We start from the raw sequence: 19,444 nt of genomic DNA, 5'->3' as shown, positions 1-19,444 counted from the left end.
GACCGTGGCGATGTCCCGAATAAACCGTTGAGTCACGTACAGACCTTAGATGCTCATCGGGATTCATTGTTGGTTATGAGGATCGTCAAATACTGGATCTGTGTCGAGTCCCATTTTTCAATAGAACGAACAGAGATAACCCGATCGGTCAGGGCTTGCGAGAATTTGGGTGTATGGTGGGTTTCGTTTTGTAGATGTTGCTGAGTATGATGAAATAAAGAAGAAGATTGGAGATTTGAATGACGTCAGATCACAGGCTATTCACCGCGCTGCCCACCGCCACGTGACTGAACGAGACGTTGCTCAGTTTAGCCAGTGGGTTGCTTGGATGATTATGGAGATGGTAAATTTGAGTGAGCGCGGCTATACGACGCTCAGCCAGATCAAGAGGGAAGCAGACCGGCTCGACGCTATTAGTGGCGCAACCCAAAAAGACGAGACTCCAAACGCTTCGGCTGCTGGTAGGTTTCTGCGCATGCTCTTGGATGCCATTCGTAGTAGGTGGCGTTGGTGGTGGTAAGAACAAATGGCTTCGCCGTCTCAAGCGCCGCACCCATCTTCGCGATTTCATCGAAACAGAACCTATCCAGAATAGTTACGCCGGACACCAAGGGCGACCCCCGCGCGGTTCAGCCTTGGCAAGTCAACCTCGACGATGGGAAGAGCACGTTCAAGCCGGCTGGAACGCGCTGCCAACGAAGCATTCCAAGGTGGATTTTCGGGTGGATGGAAATCAATCGGCTTCTTTTATCCTGCTGATAATTAAGCATTTTTAGCAGGAAATTGGTGCCCCTAGCCGCTCGATATTTTAGACAGAAAGGAAAGGCCGGCATTGCCGATCAGCCGGCCGAGCGGCATGGCGACCAGCCCCTCCGGCTCGAAGAAACGGTTACCTTTGGCGTAGTCCGCCTCGCCGGATAGGATGACGCCGGCAAAGCTCGGGATCAGTGCCGGATCCATCTGGCCGTCGCCGTCGATCTTGATGACGACGTCGGCGCCGTCGGCGGCGGCCTGCTTCATGCCCGCTATCGTCGCGCCGCCGACGCCCTGGTTCTCCGCATTGCGGATCACCCTAATGCGAGGATCCTTCGCATTCTCCTCGACGAAACGGCCGCTCTCTTCGGGGCAGGCGTCGTCGACCACATAGATCAGCCCCACCTCAGGACCGATCCGCTCCAGCACGGAAAGAATGCGGGTCCGCACCCGGTAGCTCGGAATCACAACGGCGAGTTGCGGCAAAGCCGTGTCGGGTGCGGACTTCACATGCGCCATGACGATAACGCCTCATAAGCCCGGTTGGTCTCCCGGGCGGTCATAACGGGAAAGCAGGGCAGGGCTAAGAGCCGGCCGACGCTGGCATGGGCGACCGGAATGCGGCCGCGGCCGCAGGGTACCAATCGCCTTGTTGGCGGATAAGGACGAATGGTTTCGCACTCCCTTTTTGGCGTGCACAACTTTCTCCATCCGGCGCTTATATAACAGGCGAGCGTCTTCGCGCTATGTCATCGATTGGCTAACCAGTGAGATGGAGTCGCATATCGCTCTCTTCTTGTTGTGATCGCAAGGACGCGTTGCACAATCTCTTCGATCGGTGGCTGCGCAATCTCGATGCTGGCCTTGGAGCCCTATGACCTCAGCGCACCGAACTGCGCTCGGTAGCGGGTGAGGCGCGCCCTGGTCCAACTTGCCTAGGAGCGGAGACGACCAGCAGTCGTGACGGCTGCCTCCATGGCATCACGCCTGACGCGCGCCTCAGCGATCACGCGTCCTTCTGGCGCGGCGGGTCCGATTGCATTAGCATCGCATCATGGATCCTGAGGCACGGCTTTAGCGGCGCGCAGAACATCGGACGCTGAGCAGGTCCGGATGGGCAGTTGATGCCGCGTGGGGAGAAGGCCAAATGCAGAAGCTGCAATCGCAGGGCGTTCATCACATCACGCTGGTCGGCGCCGGGCGCCAGACCTCGATCGACTTCTGGGAAGGCGTGCTCGGCATGCCCTTCATCTTCGAGCAGCCCAACCTCGACAAGGCCAAGGAAAGCCATCTCTATTTCGATCCGGGCGACGGAAGGCTGATCACCATCTTCACTGATGAGAGCCGCACGCCGGAGAAACGGCGCACGCCAACCGATCCGGGCTGCGTCCACCACATCGCGTTTGCGGTGTCGCGCGTCACCTTTCTGCAGGCGGTCGCGCGGCTCGACGAGCGCGGCATCAAGCACAGCGGCGTCAAGGATCGTGGCTTCATGGATTCGATCTATTTCGAGGATCCGCTCGGCCTGCTGATCGAACTGGCGTCCTACCGCTTCGAGCCGCCGGCAGGCTTCACCCATGCCGACGTGCTGATGGAGGCGCACAAATTGCGTGTCGCGCGCGGCGACTACAACATTGCGGAAGTGCATCTCGCCGATGCCATCCAGGCGCTCGTCGAGCGTTCCCGCGCCACCTTGTCGGACGACCGGGCACCGAAGAACCCATATTGAACAAAAACCACAGGGAGGAACACATGGCCAAGACAGCGACGAAGACTGCGAAGAAACCCGCGGCCAAAGCAGCCGCCAAGCCGGCAGCGAAAGCGTCGGCAAAGCCAGTGGCCAAACCGGCCGCGAAGGCGACGGCAAAAGCCTTGCAGGCGACGGCAAAGGCCGCGCCTAAAGCCAAGGCGAAGCCGGCGAAGAAACCTGCCGTGAAACTCAGCATGCTGAAGCCCAGCGTCAACAACATGACCGTTCGGGTGTTCACGCGCGCGGCCGGGCTGGATGCCGCGGAGACCGATGCCTGGGGCCACACCCGCTCGCCGGAATTCCTGGCGCGCAACCCGGCCCATCTGACGCCGATGATCGAGGACAAGGGGCTTCCCAGGGGCGTGCTGTGGGAAAGCTGCGCCATCATGCAATACCTCTCCAACAAGCATGGGCTGGAGAAATTCTATCCCAAGGCGCCGGCCAAGCGGGCGATGATCGACAGCGCCATGTTCTACCTCGTCGGCACGCTCTACCCCTATGTGGCGCGCGCCACATATCCGTTCCTCGGCTTCCCGCAATATGCCGGCGAGGTCGGCGACAGCGACGCCCACCCCGACAAGAAGTCCGAAGCCCAGAAGGCCGCGATGGCCGCGATCGCCGAACCGCTGGAGGTGTTTCACAGCTTCTTCAGGGACGGCAAGCCGTTCATCGGCGGCAAGAACCCGTCGATCGCCGACATCCGCCTGGCGGCAACACTCGAATTCCTGGCCGTCATCGACTACGCCTTGCCCAAATGGGCGAAGGACTATGTGGCGGCGGTCGAGAAGAAGCTCGGCAAGGCCTATGCCGAGCCGGCCGCCGACGTGCGCGGCTATATCGCCTATGTGAAATCGCAGGCCAAGGCGTGACGGCGCGGCTCGAACGATAAGGATTCGTTAACCAAAGCCTTGTCTACTGAATGGCAATTCACCTCCGGCTTGCGACCACGGATGTACTGGCGCGATCGAGAGGTGGAAGGAAAGGTCGGCCAATGCGCCGGCCTTTTTGCTTTTCGGGGCCTTGTCCCGGGGGCGGTAAGCAGGCCCGCCAACTGCATCAAGTCCTTGCGAAGCATATTGTCATTGCCGGCGTCGACCCTATCATCGATTTCAGTTGCCGTGTGCGGACTGGCAACCGGGTGGAAGAAACGAGGACTTGCAATGAAACGCGGCGCAGCACTGCCGGCGATTGCCGGCGCGGTATTGATAGCGGCAGGCGGACAATCGAATGCCGCATCGCTCAACACCATGAACGATGTCGGAACGGCGATCCAGGCTTGCTGGACGCCGCCGGCGGATACAGGCAATTCGACGGTGACATTGAGCTTCAGCTTCAAGCGCGACGGCACGCTCATCGGCCCGCCCAAGCCGACGGCCGTCAAGGTGGCCGGTGATGAAAAGGCGCGCAAGGCCTTTGTCGATGCCGCGACTGCCGCGTTGCGGAACTGCCTGCCGCTGAGCTTTTCGCCGGCGCTTGCCAAGGGCATTGCGGGCAATGTCTTTACGCTGCAGTTCAAGTCGCCAAAGCAATAGGCGGACGCCTGCCGGCGCAGACCGCTCGATTCACGACCGGCCGATGCAGGCTCAATGGCGTCCGCGCCGGGCGTTGACGTGCCGTTGCAACTCGGGCGTCTCGAACACGTAATCGCTCCAGGCCGATTCCGGTATCTGGCCGGCCAGATAGCATTCCACCAACAGTTTCTGCTCCGGGGTCAGGGCTCTTGGCCACCACTGATGATCCAGTCCAAGCGAGTGGATCAGGTTCTTGGTCAGCCCCGAGACGGTGAAGTGTATAGACATCTTCGCCCTCCTTTTTACCTACAACGCGAGACGTCTGACAAAGGTTTCACAGGAAGCCGCCGACCACAGTGAAATTGGTCACGGTCGAAGCCGGCGGTCGCGCGGCCGGTGCGGGTGGTCGGCCCGGCCTTTTTCCCACCGGACTGACTTTTCGGCGGATGGCTGGCAGGCCGTCGCCCCCGATCCAGGCGAACGGGCTCCGCGCCGGAACGGCTTGCCGGCTGCCGCGTTGTGGCAGACGACCAACCGGAGCCATCGCCATGGTCACATTCAGGGAAATGAAGGTGCAGGAGATTGTCGAGGACCAGTCCCTGACCACCGAGCAGAAGATCGCCAGGCTTCGCGACATCGAATCCGAGGCACGCGGGTTGCAGCGTGCGGCATCGGAAGGACCGATGGGCGACGATGACGGCTGGCAGGACGAGTTGCGGCAGGTCCGCATCGCGCTGGACAAGCTTGGCGCCAAGGAACCCAAGAAGGGCGCGGCGTCGCTCTGACCCTGTCGAGCAAGTCTCGCTCGCCGAATCTAATCGCAGACGACGCGGTAGCGCGTGCCGGGTTTGCTAACATTCCTGCAGGCGAGCGTCGTGGCCGGGTCGGAAGAAGAGAGGGGTGGGGGATCGGATGTAGCCTGTCTTGTCCGGGTGGGCGGCGGGGCGAGCCTGCGGGCCGCCGAGCGTGCTGGCGCCTGCGGTGGTGCGACCGGAAAGACACCCGTCTGCGACTGGCTGGCTTGCACATGGGGTGGAGGCTTGTCCCAGATACGCCTGACGTCGAGCGGCTTCGGGATGACCACCGTGCCGTCGCCGCTGCGCGCGCACCCGCCGGCTGCAAGCAGCGCCGGGCAAAGGAAAACAAGCAGGATCCGTCCGAACATTAGCAACACCCCAATATACTTATAACGCGGCTGAGCCGTGGCCGACAACCGATGCATGCCGCAATCGAGACCGATCCGGAATCCCAGCCGGAGGCCGGCCGCGATTTGTTATGGTTAGCGGTCCGTTAATGCTTCTCGGGCACATTCCGCCGACGGGCCGCGAAGGGGGTTCGGTCCTGGGGGTGGGAGCGGCATGGCGGAAGTGGACGAAACAGTCGGGACGGCTGGCAAGGGCGGTCCCCGCAAGCCAGCGACGCGTGGCGACGACGCGATTGCGCCCGCCGGGCAGGCGTCTTCGCCCGAGGCGCTTCGCGAGCTGCTCGACGCGGCTGCGGACTGGACCTGGGAAACCGATGCCGAGCTGCGGTTTTCTCGGCTTTCGGACAATTATCAGGCGGCCACCGGCATTGAACCCGCCAGCGTTCTCGGTCGCTTCCGTTTCGATTTTCTCAAGCAGGTGCTGAAGGGCAGCCATAGTGCTGCCGCGCATCTTGCGGATCTGCAGGCGCACCGGCCGTTTCGTGACTTCGTCTATGAGCTGAAGGGCGGCCGCAGCGATTGCCGCTGGATCTCCATCACCGGCCTGCCAGGCTTCGACGCCGAAGGAAATTTCACCGGCTATCGCGGCATCGGTCGCAACGTGACGGCACTCGCCGGTGCCTTCGAGGAACTCGGTCGGAACGACCTGCCCAGCGATGAGGGCAGCGAACAGCATCTCGCCGATCTCGAGCGGACGATGGATGCGATGCACATGGGCGTCGTGCTTCTGGACGTCAGGCTCGACACGCTGATCGTCAACAAGGCCTATCGCGAACTTTCCAGGATTCCGGACGGCGCCGTGACCGTCGGTGCTCCGTTCAGCCTGTTGATGGAGCTCAACCGCCGCAACGGCATCTATGGCGACCTCGACGAGCAGCAATGGCAGCGTTACCTCGCCACCCGCATCGAGGAAATTCGCGCCGGCTCCGTCGCGCCGCGCGAGTTTCTCCACGCCAACGGCAGGACGATGATGTTCTCGGTCACCGCCCTGTCAGGCGGCAGGCGGCTGCTGACCTACTACGACGTCACCGAGGTCAAGCGTCGCGACGCCGAGATCGAGAGCGCCAACGCCAAGATCGCCGAGACCTTCGCCAATCTTCGCACCATGGTCGATCAGATGCCGATCGGTGTCCTTGTCCTCGATGCGGATATGCGCGCGGAGGTGATCAACCACGCCTTCTATGACTTCTGGAAAATCGATCCCCGCCGCGCCGGGATCGGTTGCGGCTTCCGCGAGCTGATGCAGGCCAGCCGCGACATGGACCCCTACGGCACCGACGACGCGGTCTGGCAGGGCCACATGGCCGAGCGCGAGGCCGAAATCATGGCCGGCGTGGCGGGCTCCAGGCAATTGCCGCGCAATGACGGCCGTACGTTGATTGCGTCGCTGGCGCCGCTGGCCGGCGGCAAGCGGCTGATATCTTATGTCGACGTCACCGAGATGAAGGACCGCGAGGCCGAGCTTGCCGACACGCTGGAGAAATCGCGGCTCGCCGAAGCGGTGATCAAGCGGCGCGAGACGGAAGCAGAGGACGCCCGCAAGAACCTTGCCTCCGTGCTGGAATCGCTGCCGGCCGCCGTCATCATCTACGACCGCGACGACAAGTTCGTCTTCGCCAACCGCAAGTTGCAGGATACGCTGCCTGCCCTGAAACCCGTATGGCAGCCAGGCCGCAGCTTCCGCGAGGCGCTGGAGTTGGGCCATTCGGTCGGCTATTTCCGTGTCAGCGGCGATCCGGAGTTAGACAAGCTCTACGACAGCGATCCCGACCGCTGGGCGGACGGCATTCTGGCGCGCTACCGCCTGCCGAACTCGTCCTACGAGCGCCTCAATCCCGACGGCCGCTGGTATCAGGTCTACGACATGCGGACCGACGACGGCACCTTCATCGGGGTGCGCGTCGACATTTCCGACATCAAGAGTCGCGAGAAGGCGCTGCATGACTCGATGCGCCAGATCGATCTGTTCCGCCACGTCATGGACGAATTGCCGGTGGCGGCGTTCATCAAGGCCCAGGATCTGAGCATCGAATTCGTCAACAAGGCCTGGTGCGCGCTGACCGGCCTGACCAAGGACGCGGTCATCGGCCGAACCGACCGCCAGCTTTTCGGCACCGCGGATGCCGAGAGCTACAGCCACGACGACACCGAGGTGGTGGTCACCGGCAAGGTGAGGGAGGTCGAGGAGCCGGTTACCCATCGCGACGGCACTGTGCGGCAATTGATGACGCGCAAGAGCCGGCTGGTGGCACTCGACGGGTCGGTGCATCTGGTCGGCTCCAGCACCGACATCACCGACGTCAAGGCGCGCGAGCGGGCGCTGGAAGAGAGCATGCGCGAGAACGAGGTGTTCCGCAGCCTCATCGACAATGTGCCGGTGTCGATCTACGCCAAGCGCTCCGACCTCAGGCAATTCTACGTCAACAAGGGTTGGTGCGATCTTACCGGTCTCAGCAGGGAAGACGCGATCGGCAAGACCGACATCGAGATATTCGGCAAGGACGGCGAAGCCTTCGTCGCCAGCGACCTCGCGGTGCTGCGCACCGGCGAGACGCAGGAGATCGAGGAGACAGTGACGCTGGCCGACGGCAGCGTGCGGCATCAGTTCGCGCGCAAGGGCGCGATGATCGCGTCCGACGGCTCGCTCTATCTGATCGGCTCGACCACCGACATCACCGAGCTGAAGCAGCGCGAGGCCGAACTCAGCGAGGCGCGCCAGCGCGCCGTGCTTGCCGACCGCGCCAAGTCGGAATTCCTGGCCAATATGAGCCACGAAATCCGCACGCCGATGAATGGCGTGCTCGGCATGGCGGAGCTGCTCGCCAAGTCCGACCTCGACCCGAAGCAGAAGACGTTCACCGACATCATCGTCAAGTCGGGCAACGCGCTCTTGACCATCATCAATGACATCCTGGATTTCTCCAAGATCGATGCCGGCCAGCTCGTGCTCGATCCGGCGCCCTTCAACCTTGCCGAGGCCATCGAGGACGTGGCGACGCTGGTGTCGACACGCGCCAAGGAGAAGGATCTCGAGCTCATCGTGCGCGTCCAGCCCGGCCTCGAAAGCCAGTTCATCGGCGATGTCGGGCGCATAAGGCAGATCGTCACCAACCTGCTCGGCAATGCGGTGAAGTTCACCGACGAAGGCCATGTGCTGGTCGACGTCACCGGCGTCCGGGTTGCCGCGGGAACGAAGCTGACCATCTCGGTCACCGACACCGGCATCGGCATTCCCGAGGAGAAGCTGAAAGCCGTCTTCGAGAAATTCAACCAGGTCGACACCTCGTCGACCAGGCGGCATGAAGGCACCGGGCTCGGCCTTGCCATCACGTCGAGGCTGGTCGAGCTGATGGAAGGCGAGATCGGCGTGGAGAGCGCCGAAGGCAAGGGCTCGACCTTCTGGTTCACGGTGACGCTGCCCAGGGCAGAGCAGCAAAGCGGGCAACGGATCATGCCGGTGGACGTGACCGGCGCACGGGTGCTGATCGTCGACGACAATGCCGTCAACCGGTCGATCCTGAGCGAGCAGATGGCCTCCTGGACCTTCGATTCCTGCGCGGCCGAAAGCGGTGCCGAAGGGCTGAAGGTGCTGATCGCGGCCGCCGCCTATGGCGTTCCGGTCGACTGCGTCGTGCTCGACTACCAGATGCCTAACATGAGCGGCGCCGAAATGGCGCGGATCGTGCGCAACACCGCCGGTCTCGCCCATACGCCGATCATCATGCTGACCTCCGTCGACCAGTCGCTTGCCAACACCAGCTACCGCGACCTCGGCATAGACGCCCAATTGATCAAGCCGGCGCGCTCCTCGGTGCTCCTGGAGACGCTGGTCGCCACCATCCAGCGTCACCACCACAGCACGGAAGCCGGCCGCGTGCTGCCCTCGGCGAGCGGCAGGGGCACCCAGGTACCGGCGCCGGCACAGCCGTCCTCGGCGGCCTCGGTGCGGGCCCAGCTGCAACCGCCGCCGGTTCGGGCGCGCGCCCGGGCCACGGGCGAGCGCGGGCTCGACATTCTGGTCGCGGAGGACAATGAGGTGAACCAGATGGTGTTCACCCAGATCCTCGGTGAGACCGGCTATGGCTTCGAAATCGTCGGCAATGGCCGCAAGGCGCTCGACGCCTTCGGCAGGCTCAATCCACGCATGATCCTGATGGACGTGTCGATGCCGGAGATGAACGGGCTGGAGGCGACAGCCGCCATCCGCCGGCTCGAGGAAGAGACGGGCACGCATGTGCCGATCGTCGGCGTCACCGCGCATGCGCTGAAGGGCGACCGCGAACGCTGCCTGGAGGCCGGCATGGACGACTATCTGCCCAAGCCGATCAGCCCAAGGGCGCTGCTCGAAAAGCTTGAGCGCTGGATCGGCGCGGACAGCCAGGCCCAGCGCAGCGCCGGCTAAGATCTTATCTCCGCGTGCGTCGTTGCACCGTCTGCAAGGCCGGTCGCCGTCGCACGCGATTTGCTCGCGGCGCCCCGGAAAACGCCGGGTGACCCAAAGGTATGGTGCGATCGCACCATACCAAAATCGGCGACCAGCCGTGACAATGGGTGCATCGAATTTGGCTCCCTTGGTTACGGGCGGGAGCAGCGACCGCCGACTAGAACAGCGTCAAATCTACCCCAACGGACCTGTTTTCGGCGATGGCTCGGCCATGACACGCTCTGGCCACGGGCAACGCGTTTCCGTCCGGCTTTTCTTTCTCGGCGGCGCGGCTCGCGCCGCCGAGGGCAGACGAGGCTAGAAAATCCCGCAAGTCCCTGATTCCCGCGGCAAACCTCCGATACGCCGCCAAGGCTGGAAGCCGGCGGTTTCCGACGTGGCTGTCAGACGTTACCGGGCTGACATGAAACTGTCATGCGACTGTAATAATCGAGAGTTATTGGCCTCACCGGGCGCCTAGGACAAGGGTGCCGAGAGACCATCTTCCGAACAGGAGCAGGCCACATGAAGAAATTTCTCCTCACGGCGTCGGCCGCAGCGCTTGCGCTCGCCGCGTCGTCCGGCTTCGCCGCCGCGCGCGACCAGATCCAGGTCGCCGGGTCGTCGACCGTGCTACCCTATGCCAAGATCGTCGCCGAGCAGTTCGGCGAAACCTTTACCAACTTCAAGACCCCGGTGGTCGAGTCCGGCGGCAGCGGCGCCGGCATCAAGGAATTCTGCAAGGGCGTCGGCGAAGACACCATCGACATCGCCAACTCCTCGCGTCCGATCAAGAAGGACGAACTGAAGTCCTGCGCCGACGCCGGCGTCAAGGAAGTCCAGGAAGTTCGCATCGGCTATGATGGGATCGTCTTCGCCACCGACATCAAGGGTCCGGACTGGGCGCTGGTTCCCGCCGACATCTACAAGGCGCTCGCCGCCAAGCTGGTTGTCGACGGCAAGCTGGTCGACAACCCGAACACCAAGTGGAGCCAGGTCAATCCGAAGCTGCCCGACTGGGATATCGCCGCCTACATTCCGGGTGAAAAGCACGGCACCCGCGAAGTGTTCGAGACCAAGCTTCTCGACGCCGGCTGCGACAAGGACGCCATCAAGGCCGCCGGCGTTGCCGACGCCAAGGAAATCGGCAAGACCTGCATCGCCATCCGCAAGGACGGCAAGGCTGTCGACATCGACGGCGACTACACCGAGACTCTCGCTCGCATCGACTCCAACAAGACCGGCGTCGGCGTGTTCGGCCTCTCCTTCTACGAGAACAATGCCGACAAGCTGAAGGTCGCCACCGTGGAAGGCGTCGTGCCTTCGACCGAGACGATCGCCAGCGGCAAGTACCCGGTTTCGCGCCCGCTGTTCTTCTACGTCAAGAAGGCGCATCTCGGCGTCGTTCCGGGCCTGAAGGAATATGTCGAATTCTTCCTCGACGACCAGATGGTCGGCCCGGAAAGCCCGCTCGCCGAATACGGCCTCGTGCCTGCTCCGGACGCCGAGCGTCAGGCCCAGCGCGACGCGTTCGCCGCCGGGAAGTCGATGTAATCTATCTTCCAGACCAGGGCGCGGACCAAGTCCGCGCCCTGGTTTTAACGCCTGCCGCATTGGCGCTGGCGACTAAGCTTCCCCGGGGGTGGGTCCATGTCGTCCTTGCTCGTACTGGCCATTATCGTTGCCATCGGCCTGGTTGCATTCTTCATCGGCCGGCAGCGTGCCTCCGCGCATGATAATGGTACGGTGAAGCCACATTCACGCGCCCACTATCACGGCTGGTGGGCTTTCCTGCTCGCCGTCCTGCCCGCCCTTTTGCTGCTTGCCGTCTGGACCATTGGCTCTTCCGTCTATCTCGACCGGCACATTCATGCCGCCCTGCCGGAGCGCACGGCCGACAGCAAGGTTGCCAGCGAGGCGCTTGATGTCAGCCTGGTGAAGAGCCTGGCCAAGGGCTTGCGCCAACTCGACGGCAGCACTGTGCTGCCCGCCACCTTTGCCGAGCTGCAGCCGCTGCTTGCTGCCAAGGGCGTGGCGCTGGCATCGGATACGCAGGACTACATGATCCCGATCGCCGTCGAGGCGAACAAGGTCCAGGGCATGCTCGGCCTGTTCGGCGCGGTCATCACGCTTGCTTTGTCGATTGCCGGCGCCCTTTATGCGCTGAGGCAGATCGCACCGCGGGCGCGCGCCAGGAACAATGTCGAGAAGCTGATGCTGTGGGGGCTGCTCGCCGCCTCGACCATCGCCATCCTGACCACAGTCGGCATCGTGCTGTCGATGCTGTTTCAGACGATCACCTTCTTCGAAAGCGTGTCGCCGATGAGCTTCTTCTTCGGCACCGTGTGGGATCCGCGCTTCGCTGCCGCGGGTTCGGGCGGCAGCCAGGGCCAGTTCGGCCTGATCCCGCTGCTCGCCGGCACGCTCTACATCGCTGCCGTCGCCCTGCTGGTGGCGGTGCCGGTCGGGCTGATGTCGGCGGTCTACATGGCCGAATACGCAACGCCCAAGGTGCGCGGGGTGGTCAAGCCGGCGCTTGAACTGCTCGCCGGTATCCCGACCATCGTCTACGGCATCTTTGCCGTGGTCACGCTCGGGCCGTTCCTGCGCGATCTCTCGGCGGCGCTGACCGGCGGCTCGCCCTTCATCCAGGGCCAGAGCATCTTCACCGCCGGCCTGGTCATGGGCGTCATGCTGATCCCGGTCGTGTCCTCGCTGTCCGACGACATCATCACCGCGGTGCCGCGCGCCATGCGCGACGGCTCGCTCGGTCTCGGCGCGACGCGCTCGGAAACGATCAAGCGGGTGATCCTGCCGGCGGCACTTCCCGGCATCGTCGGCGCCATCCTGCTGACCGCTTCGCGCGCCATCGGCGAGACGATGATCGTCGTGCTGGCGGCCGGCGTCGCCGCCAACCTCACCGTCAACCCGTTCGAAGCGATGACCACCATCACCGTCAAGATCGTCAACCAGCTTACCGGCGACCTTGAGTTCAATTCGCCGCAGACGCTGGTCGCCTTCGCGCTCGGCCTCACGCTGTTCGCGCTGACGCTGGTGATGAACATCGTCGCGCTGTACATCGTGCGCAAATACCGGGAGCAGTACGAATGACCGACATCCCCATGGATACGATGGTCCGGGCGGCGGCTCATCCGCGCCGCGACATCGGCCTCAAGGCCCGCTACGCCGCCGAACGCCGCTTCCGCATCTATGGCGCGCTGGCGATCTCGGTCGGCCTGGCGTTCCTCGCCATCATGCTGATCACCATCGTCTCGAAGGGCTACACCGCCTTCTGGCAGACGACGGTGACGCTGCCGATCAGCTTCGACGAGAAGCTGATCGATCCGTCCAACAAGCGCGCTACCGATCCGAGCGTGCTGATCAAGGCAAATTATCCCAAGCTCGCCGAACGCGCGCTGGTGGCCAAGCTCGGCATCGATCCCAGCAACAAGCCGATGGTCATGAAGCTCAAGGGCTTCCTGTCGGAAGGCGCCCGCGTCCAGCTGCGCGACATCGTCGCCGCCGACCCGTCGGTCATCGGCACGACGCGCGACGTCAACATCCTCGCCGCCGCCAATCTCGACTCCGCCTTCAAGGGCCAGATCGACCTCAGTGTCGAGGAGGCGCGCCGCAAGGTCTCGGACCAGCAGATCACGTGGATGAACAAGCTCAAGGCCGACGGGGCGATGGCCGAGCACTTCAACACCGGCCTGTTCTCCTATGGCGCCTCCAGCCGCCCGGAAACGTCGGGCATGGGGGTGGCGATCATCGGCTCGTTCTACATGATGGTGATCGTGCTGCTCTTGGCGCTGCCGATCGGCGTCGCCGCCTCGATCTATCTTGAGGAATTCGCCAAGAAGAACCGCCTCACCGACCTGATCGAAGTCAACATCAACAATCTGGCAGCGGTGCCGTCGATCGTTTTCGGCCTGCTCGGGCTTGCCGTGTTCATCAACTTCCTCGGCATGCCGCGTTCGGCCGCTTTCGTCGGCGGCCTGGTGCTGACGCTGATGACGCTGCCGACGATCATCATCGCCACGCGCGCCGCCCTTGCCGCGGTGCCGCCGTCGATCCGCTCGGCAGCACTCGGCCTCGGCGCGTCCAAGATGCAGATGGTGTTCCAGCATATCCTGCCGCTCGCCGCCCCCGGCATCCTCACTGGCACCATCATCGGGCTGGCGCGTGCGCTGGGCGAGACCGCGCCGCTGCTGCTGATCGGCATGGTCGCCTTCGTCGCCGACTATCCGAAGACGCCTTTCGATCCGGCGACGGCGCTGCCGGTGCAGATCTACATGTGGGCCAACGAGGCCGAACGCGCCTTCGTCGAGCGCATGTCGGGCGCCATCATCATCCTGCTCGTCTTCCTCATGGCCATGAACATCACAGCGATCGTGCTGCGGCGCCGCTTCGAACGGCGCTGGTAAAAGAAGGCATCTGGTATGAACATCATGACCGAACAGTCCCTCGAAAACGCAGTGGGCGACAAGATGAACGCCAAGTCGAACGAAGTGATCAAGATGCGCGGCGACAAGGTCGGCGTGTTCTATGGCGACAAGCAGGCGCTGTTCGACGTTAATCTCGACGTCCGCCTCAACCAGGTGACGGCGCTGATCGGCCCTTCCGGCTGCGGCAAGTCGACCTTCCTGCGCTGCCTCAACCGCATGAACGACACCATCGACTCGGCGCGGGTGACCGGCAAGATCACGCTGGACGAAGAGGACATCTACGACAAGAACATCGATGTCGTCGAACTCAGGGCCCGCGTCGGCATGGTGTTCCAGAAGCCCAACCCGTTCCCGAAGTCGATCTACGAGAACGTCGCCTACGGCCCGCGCATCCACGGGCTGGCCAAGCGCAAGGCCGACATGGACCAGATCGTCGAATCGAGCCTGAAGAAGGCGGCGATCTGGAACGAGGTGAAGGATCGCCTGCAAGAGCCCGGCACCGGCCTTTCCGGCGGCCAGCAGCAGCGCCTGTGCATCGCGCGTGCCATCGCCGTGTCGCCGGAAGTGATCCTGATGGACGAGCCCTGCTCGGCGCTCGACCCGATCGCCACGGCTCGCGTCGAGGAGCTGATCGACGAGCTGCGCCAGAATTACACGATCGTCATCGTCACGCACTCGATGCAGCAGGCGGCGCGCGTGTCGCAGCGCACGGCCATGTTCCACCTCGGCTATCTGGTCGAGGAGGGCGCCACCGACAAGATGTTCACCAACCCCGACGACAAGCGCACGCAGGACTACATCACCGGCCGGTTCGGCTGAGCGGTCCGGCGGCAACTTTCAGGCACGAGGACAGGATCATGGGTGAACATCATACCGTCGCCTCTTTCGACGAGGATCTCGGGGCGATCAGTAAGCTGATCTCCGACATGGGCGAACTGGCCGGCTCGATGGTCGGCGGGGCAACCCGTGCATTGCTGACATCGGACAATGCGCTGGCGCAGCGCGTCGTCTCAGACGACGCCATCATGGATGCGCGCCAGCGCGAGCTGGACGACCGCGCCATCACGCTGATCGCCAAGCGCCAGCCGATGGCCAACGATCTGCGCGCTGTGGTCGGTTCGATCCGCATGGCCGGCGATCTCGAACGCATCGGCGACCTTGCCAAGAACATCGCCAAGCGCGTCGGCACCGTCGGCCTCAGCGTCACGCCGCGCGACCTCTCGCACACCATCGATGTGATGGCGCAGCTGGTGCTGGTCCAGGTGCAAGGGGTGATCGAGCAATACGCCGCCGCCGACGCTGCGGCACTCGCCAAGCTTCGGAACGACGACGAGCGCATCGACGTCAAGTACACGTCGGTGTTCCGCGAGCTGCTGACCTACATGATGGAGGATCCGCGCAACATCACGGCCTGCACGCATCTGCTGTTTTGCGCCAAGAATCTGGAGCGCATCGGCGACCATGTCACCAACATTGCCGAGAACGCCTACTACGTTCTGACCGGCTCGCAATTGCCCGCCAATCGTCCCAAACAGGACGAGACGGCGATGTCCGCACCGGCGGCATGACAGGGGTAACCGACCGATGATCGCGCCACGCATCATGGTGGTGGAGGACGAGGAGCCGCTGGGGGTGCTGCTCCGCTACAATCTGGAATCCGAAGGCTACCAGGTCGAGGTGGTGACGCGCGGCGACGAGGCCGAGATCCGCCTACAGGAGAATGTGCCCGATCTTCTGGTGCTCGACTGGATGGTGCCGGCGGTTTCCGGCATCGAGCTTTGCCGGCGCCTGAGGATGCGGCCCGAGACCGAGCGGCTGCCGATCATCATGCTGACGGCGCGTGGCGAAGAGAGCGACCGCGTGCGGGGCCTCTCCACCGGCGCCGACGACTATCTGGTCAAGCCGTTCTCGACGCCGGAATTCATGGCCAGGGTCAAGGCGCTGCTGCGCCGCGCCAAGCCGGAAGTGCTGTCCAGCATGCTCAAGGTCGGCGACATAGTGCTCGACCGCGAGTCGCACCGGGTCTACCGCAAGAAGAGCGAGATCAGGCTCGGGCCGACCGAGTTCCGGCTGCTCGAATTCATGATGCGGCATCCGGGCCGGGTGTTTTCGCGCAGCCAGTTGCTCGACAATGTCTGGGGCGAGACGATTTATATCGACGAGCGCACGGTCGACGTGCATGTCGGCCGGCTGCGCAAGGCGGTCAACAATGGCCGCATGCCCGACGTCATCCGCACCATCCGCGGCGCAGGCTACGCGATCCGGGAAGATTAGGACCCTTCCATCCCGACAGATCGGGATTCACGCGCTACTTTCTAAGCGAGACAGTACAGCCCACAGAGCATCGAACTCGGGTTTGGTGGTCTCGCGGGTTTGCGCGCCATCTGGGTCGTCGACCTCTCCCACCGGCGGCAGCTCCCCTTCGGGCAAGTGATCGCCGTCGAGGCCGCCGGGATAGGCGAGGAGCACGCGACCATCTGCGTAAATGTGCATTGCCCGACAGCCAAGATTTCCGGCGTCGCATTCGAAGTAGGACACGACGGGAAGATCAGTTTCACGGGACGAGACATCGGCGCAAGAAAGCCAACGGACTGGCGGGCCGAAGTCCGGCAGGTAATATGTCACGCCATGCCGGTTACGGTAGCTCTTCATCATAGACGCTCACGATTGGGGTCTGACGTTTCAGGCAACGCTCTTGCCGGCGACCGTTCGCTGCTGGACGCCCGGCGCAAAAATCTCCTGGTCGACGAAGCCGAGCGCGCGCATGGCGCAGCCCTCGCGGATCAGCGGCAACTCATTCGGCTCGGTGTCGAAGGAGATCGATTTCGAGTGCTGGCCGCCGGCAGTCTGGGCAATCGCCTCGCGCAGCGCCGGTTCGATCAGATCGAAGGCGGCGGCGCCGACGCCGACCATGGCGACCGGTGCCGGGTCGATCAGTGCGAACAGGCTGCCAAGGCCGAAGCCGAGCGCCTCGCCGGCCTTGCGATAGGCTTCGCGCTCCGGGCCGTCGGTCTCGCGCGCCCGCGCGGCGAGCGCGCGCATGTCGGCATCGCCGACATCGACCGGTTCGGCATCCTCGCTCATCATCCTGGCGTTGCGCCAGATGGCATAGTTGCCGGCATAGGCCTCGACGCAGCCGCGCCGTCCGCAGCGGCAGAGCGCACCGCCCGGCCGGTGGATCATGTGGCCGAACTCGCCGCCGGACGAATGAGTGCCGGTGAACAGTTCGCCCTTCAGCACCAGCCCCATGCCGATGCCGTGCGAGAGCAGGATGGCGATGAAATCGTCGCGGTAGCGGTCGGGATCGCGCCATTGCAGCGCCACCGCCATCATGTTGCAGTCGTTTTCCATGGTGGCGGGAATGCCGAATTCGCCTTCCAGAATGTCGGCAAAGGGGATGTCGGTCAGCGACGTGATCGGCGACCACAGCATGGCGCGGGCATGGGTGTCGGTGATGCCCTGGATGCCCATCGCGATGCGGGCGACGCTGCGCACATCGAGGTCCGGATCCTCGAACCGGCGCCGGACTATTGCCGTGCATTCGCCGATCAGCTCGTCGCGCGGCATGGTCAGCGTGTCGAGGCGGCGCTGTTCCTCGGCAATGACCTGTCCGGCATAATCGATGACGGCGACGGAGAGGAAGTTCAGCGACAGCACCACGGTCATCACCGCCGTGGCTTCCGGATTGAGGCCGAGGCCGACCTGCGGCCGGCCGCGCTTCAGTGAAGCCGTCTCGCTCGGCTTGCTCTCAGTGAGGATGCCTTCCTGGATCAGGTCTGACGAGATCGCCGAAATGGTCGAATGGCTGAGGCCGGTAGTCGCGGCGATCTCGGTCCGTGACGGCTGGCCGGCCCGGCGCACGGCCGAAATCACCATCGCCCGGTTGCGCCGGCGTAGATCGTCGTGGCGGATTCCAACCGACATGGCCTGCGTTCCTCCCTGCCGCCGCAGCCTTTCGTGACGTCGAAGGCCGTCGACGCGCTCATCGAATATTGGCAGAAGTGGGAAGCCCTGTCATTTATTTATTCCGAGACTCGAAAAAAAGTCGCCGACCCATCAAAATCCATCAGAATCGATGTTGACAGCGCTTTGTCGTTGCATCAGTGTTTTTTCGAGGCTCGAAAAAATAGAGCCTTGTGCCGACCTTCGGGTCAGTTTTGTCGCGCCGCGCGCGGCGCAGGGAGGATATCATGAAGAAATTTGCAGTCGCCATGCTGGCGGGTGTCGCCATGTCGCTGACACTGGCGTCGGTCGCGCAGGCGAAGGACAAGGTCATTGGCGTGTCATGGTCGAACTTCCAGGAAGAGCGCTGGAAGACCGACGAGGCGGCAATGAAGGCGGCGATCGAGGCTGCCGGCGACAAGTACATTTCCGCCGACGCGCAGTCCAATCCCGGCAAGCAGCTGACCGACGTCGAAAGCCTGATCTCGCAGGGTGCGAATGCGCTGATCGTGCTGGCGCAGGACGCCTCGGCCATCGGGCCGGCGGTGCAGAAGGCGCTTGACGAAGGCATTCCGGTCGTCGGCTACGACCGACTGATCGAGAACAAGGACGTCTTCTACCTGACCTTCGACAACAAGGAAGTCGGCCGCATGCAGGCCCGCGAAGTGTTCAAGGTCAAGCCGGAGGGCAACTATGTCTTCATCAAGGGTTCGGGCGCCGATCCGAACGCCGATTTCCTGTTCGCCGGCTCCATGGAAGTGCTGAAGGAAGCCATCGACGGCGGCAAGATCAAGAATGTCGGCGAGGCCTATACGGACGGCTGGCTGCCGGCCAATGCGCAGAAGAACATGGAACAGTTCCTGACTGCCAACGACAACAAGGTCGATGCGGTGGTGGCGGCCAATGACGGCACCGCCGGCGGTGTCGTTGCCGCTCTGACGGCGCAGGGGCTGGCCGGAACCGTTCCGGTCTCGGGCCAGGACGGCGACCACGCCGCGCTGAACCGCATCGCGCTTGGCACGCAGACCGTGTCGGTGTGGAAGGACGCGCGCGAGCTCGGCAAGAACGCCGCCGAGATCGCCTCGCAGCTGGCCGACGGAAAGCAGATGACCGATATCGCCGGCGTCAAGGACTTCACCACGCCGGGCGGCAACACCGTCAAGTCGCTGTTCCTGACGCCGGTCGCGATCACCAAGGACAACCTCAATGTCGTCATCGACGCCGGCTGGATCAAGAAGGACGAGGTCTGCGCTGGTGTCGCCGCGGGCAGCGTCGCGGCCTGCAACTAAAGCCGGCCGATACCGGTAGCGAGTTCGGCGCCGCGGCCCTAAAGCCGCGGCGTTTCTCAAAGGGGCTTTCCGCTTCAATTGAGCCGGGAAAGCCAATAGCATCGTGTTCCGGCAACCGCGCCAGACG

17 protein-coding genes are annotated in these 19,444 nt (G+C 63.5%); 13 read left to right on the top strand and 4 right to left on the bottom strand.

What is annotated here, in order from left to right:
* Positions 1-169 precede the first annotated feature (169 nt).
* Positions 170-520, top strand: a complete 351-nt coding sequence (locus ACSQ3Z_RS00690; protein WP_436169509.1) for a hypothetical protein — start codon at positions 170-172, stop codon at positions 518-520.
* A 272-nt stretch (positions 521-792) separates the two neighbouring features.
* Here the strand turns inward: ACSQ3Z_RS00690 and ACSQ3Z_RS00685 are convergent, their stop codons facing one another.
* Entirely contained in the window at positions 793-1,272 is a 480-nt protein-coding gene (locus tag ACSQ3Z_RS00685) for a glycosyltransferase family 2 protein (RefSeq protein ID WP_436169508.1), read from the bottom strand.
* Between the two features lie 628 nt (positions 1,273-1,900).
* On the opposite strand from ACSQ3Z_RS00685, the gene ACSQ3Z_RS00680 reads away from it, so the two are divergent.
* From ACSQ3Z_RS00680 to ACSQ3Z_RS00670, 3 genes are all read left to right on the top strand, one after another.
* A complete protein-coding gene (locus tag ACSQ3Z_RS00680) occupies positions 1,901-2,482 on the top strand; it encodes a VOC family protein (RefSeq protein WP_436169507.1) in 582 nt (193 codons plus the stop codon).
* A 23-nt stretch (positions 2,483-2,505) separates the two neighbouring features.
* Positions 2,506-3,372, top strand: a complete 867-nt coding sequence (locus ACSQ3Z_RS00675) for a glutathione S-transferase family protein (protein ID WP_436169506.1) — start codon at positions 2,506-2,508, stop codon at positions 3,370-3,372.
* Between the two features lie 291 nt (positions 3,373-3,663).
* A complete protein-coding gene (locus ACSQ3Z_RS00670) occupies positions 3,664-4,035 on the top strand; it encodes a hypothetical protein (RefSeq protein WP_436169505.1) in 372 nt (123 codons plus the stop codon).
* Positions 4,036-4,086: 51 nt separating this feature from the next.
* Here ACSQ3Z_RS00670 and ACSQ3Z_RS00665 read toward each other — a convergent pair whose 3' ends face one another.
* Positions 4,087-4,302, bottom strand: coding sequence for a hypothetical protein (locus ACSQ3Z_RS00665; RefSeq protein WP_436169504.1), 216 nt, complete (start codon positions 4,300-4,302; stop codon positions 4,087-4,089).
* Positions 4,303-4,562: 260 nt separating this feature from the next.
* Here ACSQ3Z_RS00665 and ACSQ3Z_RS00660 point away from each other — a divergent pair, with 260 nt between their 5' ends.
* The 8 genes from ACSQ3Z_RS00660 (at position 4,563) to phoB (ending at position 16,360) form a co-directional block, all read left to right on the top strand.
* Positions 4,563-4,799 carry a hypothetical protein gene (locus ACSQ3Z_RS00660; protein ID WP_436169503.1) on the top strand — a complete coding sequence of 79 codons (237 nt, stop codon included), beginning with the start codon at positions 4,563-4,565 and terminating at the stop codon, positions 4,797-4,799.
* Positions 4,800-5,372: 573 nt separating this feature from the next.
* On the top strand, positions 5,373-9,620 hold the full coding sequence (locus ACSQ3Z_RS00655) for a response regulator (protein ID WP_436169502.1): 4,248 nt from the start codon (positions 5,373-5,375) through the stop codon (positions 9,618-9,620).
* Positions 9,621-10,166: 546 nt separating this feature from the next.
* On the top strand, positions 10,167-11,195 hold the full coding sequence (locus tag ACSQ3Z_RS00650; RefSeq protein WP_436169501.1) for a PstS family phosphate ABC transporter substrate-binding protein: 1,029 nt from the start codon (positions 10,167-10,169) through the stop codon (positions 11,193-11,195).
* 96 nt (positions 11,196-11,291) lie between these two features.
* Positions 11,292-12,752: a phosphate ABC transporter permease subunit PstC gene (pstC, locus tag ACSQ3Z_RS00645; protein WP_436169500.1), complete on the top strand. Its 1,461-nt coding sequence runs from the start codon at positions 11,292-11,294 to the stop codon at positions 12,750-12,752.
* On the top strand, positions 12,749-14,065 hold the full coding sequence (pstA, locus tag ACSQ3Z_RS00640; RefSeq protein WP_436169499.1) for a phosphate ABC transporter permease PstA: 1,317 nt from the start codon (positions 12,749-12,751) through the stop codon (positions 14,063-14,065). The genes pstC and pstA overlap by 4 nt, the downstream gene beginning before the upstream one ends.
* Positions 14,066-14,080: 15 nt before the next feature.
* The gene (gene pstB / locus ACSQ3Z_RS00635) at positions 14,081-14,905 is read left to right on the top strand and encodes a phosphate ABC transporter ATP-binding protein PstB (protein WP_006203874.1); all 825 of its coding nucleotides are present in this window, start codon (positions 14,081-14,083) and stop codon (positions 14,903-14,905) included.
* A 38-nt stretch (positions 14,906-14,943) separates the two neighbouring features.
* On the top strand, positions 14,944-15,654 hold the full coding sequence (phoU, locus tag ACSQ3Z_RS00630) for a phosphate signaling complex protein PhoU (RefSeq protein ID WP_436169498.1): 711 nt from the start codon (positions 14,944-14,946) through the stop codon (positions 15,652-15,654).
* A 16-nt stretch (positions 15,655-15,670) separates the two neighbouring features.
* Entirely contained in the window at positions 15,671-16,360 is a 690-nt protein-coding gene (gene phoB / locus ACSQ3Z_RS00625; protein ID WP_006203872.1) for a phosphate regulon transcriptional regulator PhoB, read from the top strand.
* A 27-nt stretch (positions 16,361-16,387) separates the two neighbouring features.
* Here the strand turns inward: phoB and ACSQ3Z_RS00620 are convergent, their stop codons facing one another.
* A complete protein-coding gene (locus ACSQ3Z_RS00620) occupies positions 16,388-16,741 on the bottom strand; it encodes a hypothetical protein (RefSeq protein WP_436169497.1) in 354 nt (117 codons plus the stop codon).
* A 27-nt stretch (positions 16,742-16,768) separates the two neighbouring features.
* Entirely contained in the window at positions 16,769-18,010 is a 1,242-nt protein-coding gene (locus ACSQ3Z_RS00615) for an ROK family protein (RefSeq protein ID WP_436169496.1), read from the bottom strand.
* Positions 18,011-18,276: 266 nt separating this feature from the next.
* Here ACSQ3Z_RS00615 and xylF point away from each other — a divergent pair, with 266 nt between their 5' ends.
* The gene (gene xylF, locus ACSQ3Z_RS00610) at positions 18,277-19,317 is read left to right on the top strand and encodes a D-xylose ABC transporter substrate-binding protein (protein ID WP_436169495.1); all 1,041 of its coding nucleotides are present in this window, start codon (positions 18,277-18,279) and stop codon (positions 19,315-19,317) included.
* Positions 19,318-19,444 lie beyond the last annotated feature (127 nt).

Origin of the sequence: Mesorhizobium sp. LjNodule214 (genome assembly GCF_964252735.1) — a bacterium.
In the GTDB taxonomy this organism is placed as follows: domain Bacteria; phylum Pseudomonadota; class Alphaproteobacteria; order Rhizobiales; family Rhizobiaceae; genus Mesorhizobium.
The sequence above is the reverse complement of the archived record's forward strand: the minus strand, read 5'-3'. Positions and strand labels throughout refer to the sequence as shown.

What these genes read in the sequence shown, in the direction of transcription:
- ACSQ3Z_RS00675 (WP_436169506.1), top strand. Translation starts at nt 2,506, where the DNA reads ATGGCCAAGACAGCGACGAAGACTGCGAAGAAACCCGCGGCCAAAGCA.
- ACSQ3Z_RS00615 (WP_436169496.1), bottom strand. Translation starts at nt 18,010, where the DNA reads ATGTCGGTTGGAATCCGCCACGACGATCTACGCCGGCGCAACCGGGCG.
- ACSQ3Z_RS00650 (WP_436169501.1), top strand. Translation starts at nt 10,167, where the DNA reads ATGAAGAAATTTCTCCTCACGGCGTCGGCCGCAGCGCTTGCGCTCGCC.
- ACSQ3Z_RS00620 (WP_436169497.1), bottom strand. Translation starts at nt 16,741, where the DNA reads ATGATGAAGAGCTACCGTAACCGGCATGGCGTGACATATTACCTGCCG.
- phoU (WP_436169498.1), top strand. Translation starts at nt 14,944, where the DNA reads ATGGGTGAACATCATACCGTCGCCTCTTTCGACGAGGATCTCGGGGCG.
- ACSQ3Z_RS00660 (WP_436169503.1), top strand. Translation starts at nt 4,563, where the DNA reads ATGGTCACATTCAGGGAAATGAAGGTGCAGGAGATTGTCGAGGACCAG.
- ACSQ3Z_RS00685 (WP_436169508.1), bottom strand. Translation starts at nt 1,272, where the DNA reads ATGGCGCATGTGAAGTCCGCACCCGACACGGCTTTGCCGCAACTCGCC.
- xylF (WP_436169495.1), top strand. Translation starts at nt 18,277, where the DNA reads ATGAAGAAATTTGCAGTCGCCATGCTGGCGGGTGTCGCCATGTCGCTG.
- ACSQ3Z_RS00665 (WP_436169504.1), bottom strand. Translation starts at nt 4,302, where the DNA reads ATGTCTATACACTTCACCGTCTCGGGGCTGACCAAGAACCTGATCCAC.
- pstB (WP_006203874.1), top strand. Translation starts at nt 14,081, where the DNA reads ATGAACATCATGACCGAACAGTCCCTCGAAAACGCAGTGGGCGACAAG.
- phoB (WP_006203872.1), top strand. Translation starts at nt 15,671, where the DNA reads ATGATCGCGCCACGCATCATGGTGGTGGAGGACGAGGAGCCGCTGGGG.
- ACSQ3Z_RS00655 (WP_436169502.1), top strand. Translation starts at nt 5,373, where the DNA reads ATGGCGGAAGTGGACGAAACAGTCGGGACGGCTGGCAAGGGCGGTCCC.
- pstA (WP_436169499.1), top strand. Translation starts at nt 12,749, where the DNA reads ATGACCGACATCCCCATGGATACGATGGTCCGGGCGGCGGCTCATCCG.
- pstC (WP_436169500.1), top strand. Translation starts at nt 11,292, where the DNA reads ATGTCGTCCTTGCTCGTACTGGCCATTATCGTTGCCATCGGCCTGGTT.
- ACSQ3Z_RS00670 (WP_436169505.1), top strand. Translation starts at nt 3,664, where the DNA reads ATGAAACGCGGCGCAGCACTGCCGGCGATTGCCGGCGCGGTATTGATA.
- ACSQ3Z_RS00680 (WP_436169507.1), top strand. Translation starts at nt 1,901, where the DNA reads ATGCAGAAGCTGCAATCGCAGGGCGTTCATCACATCACGCTGGTCGGC.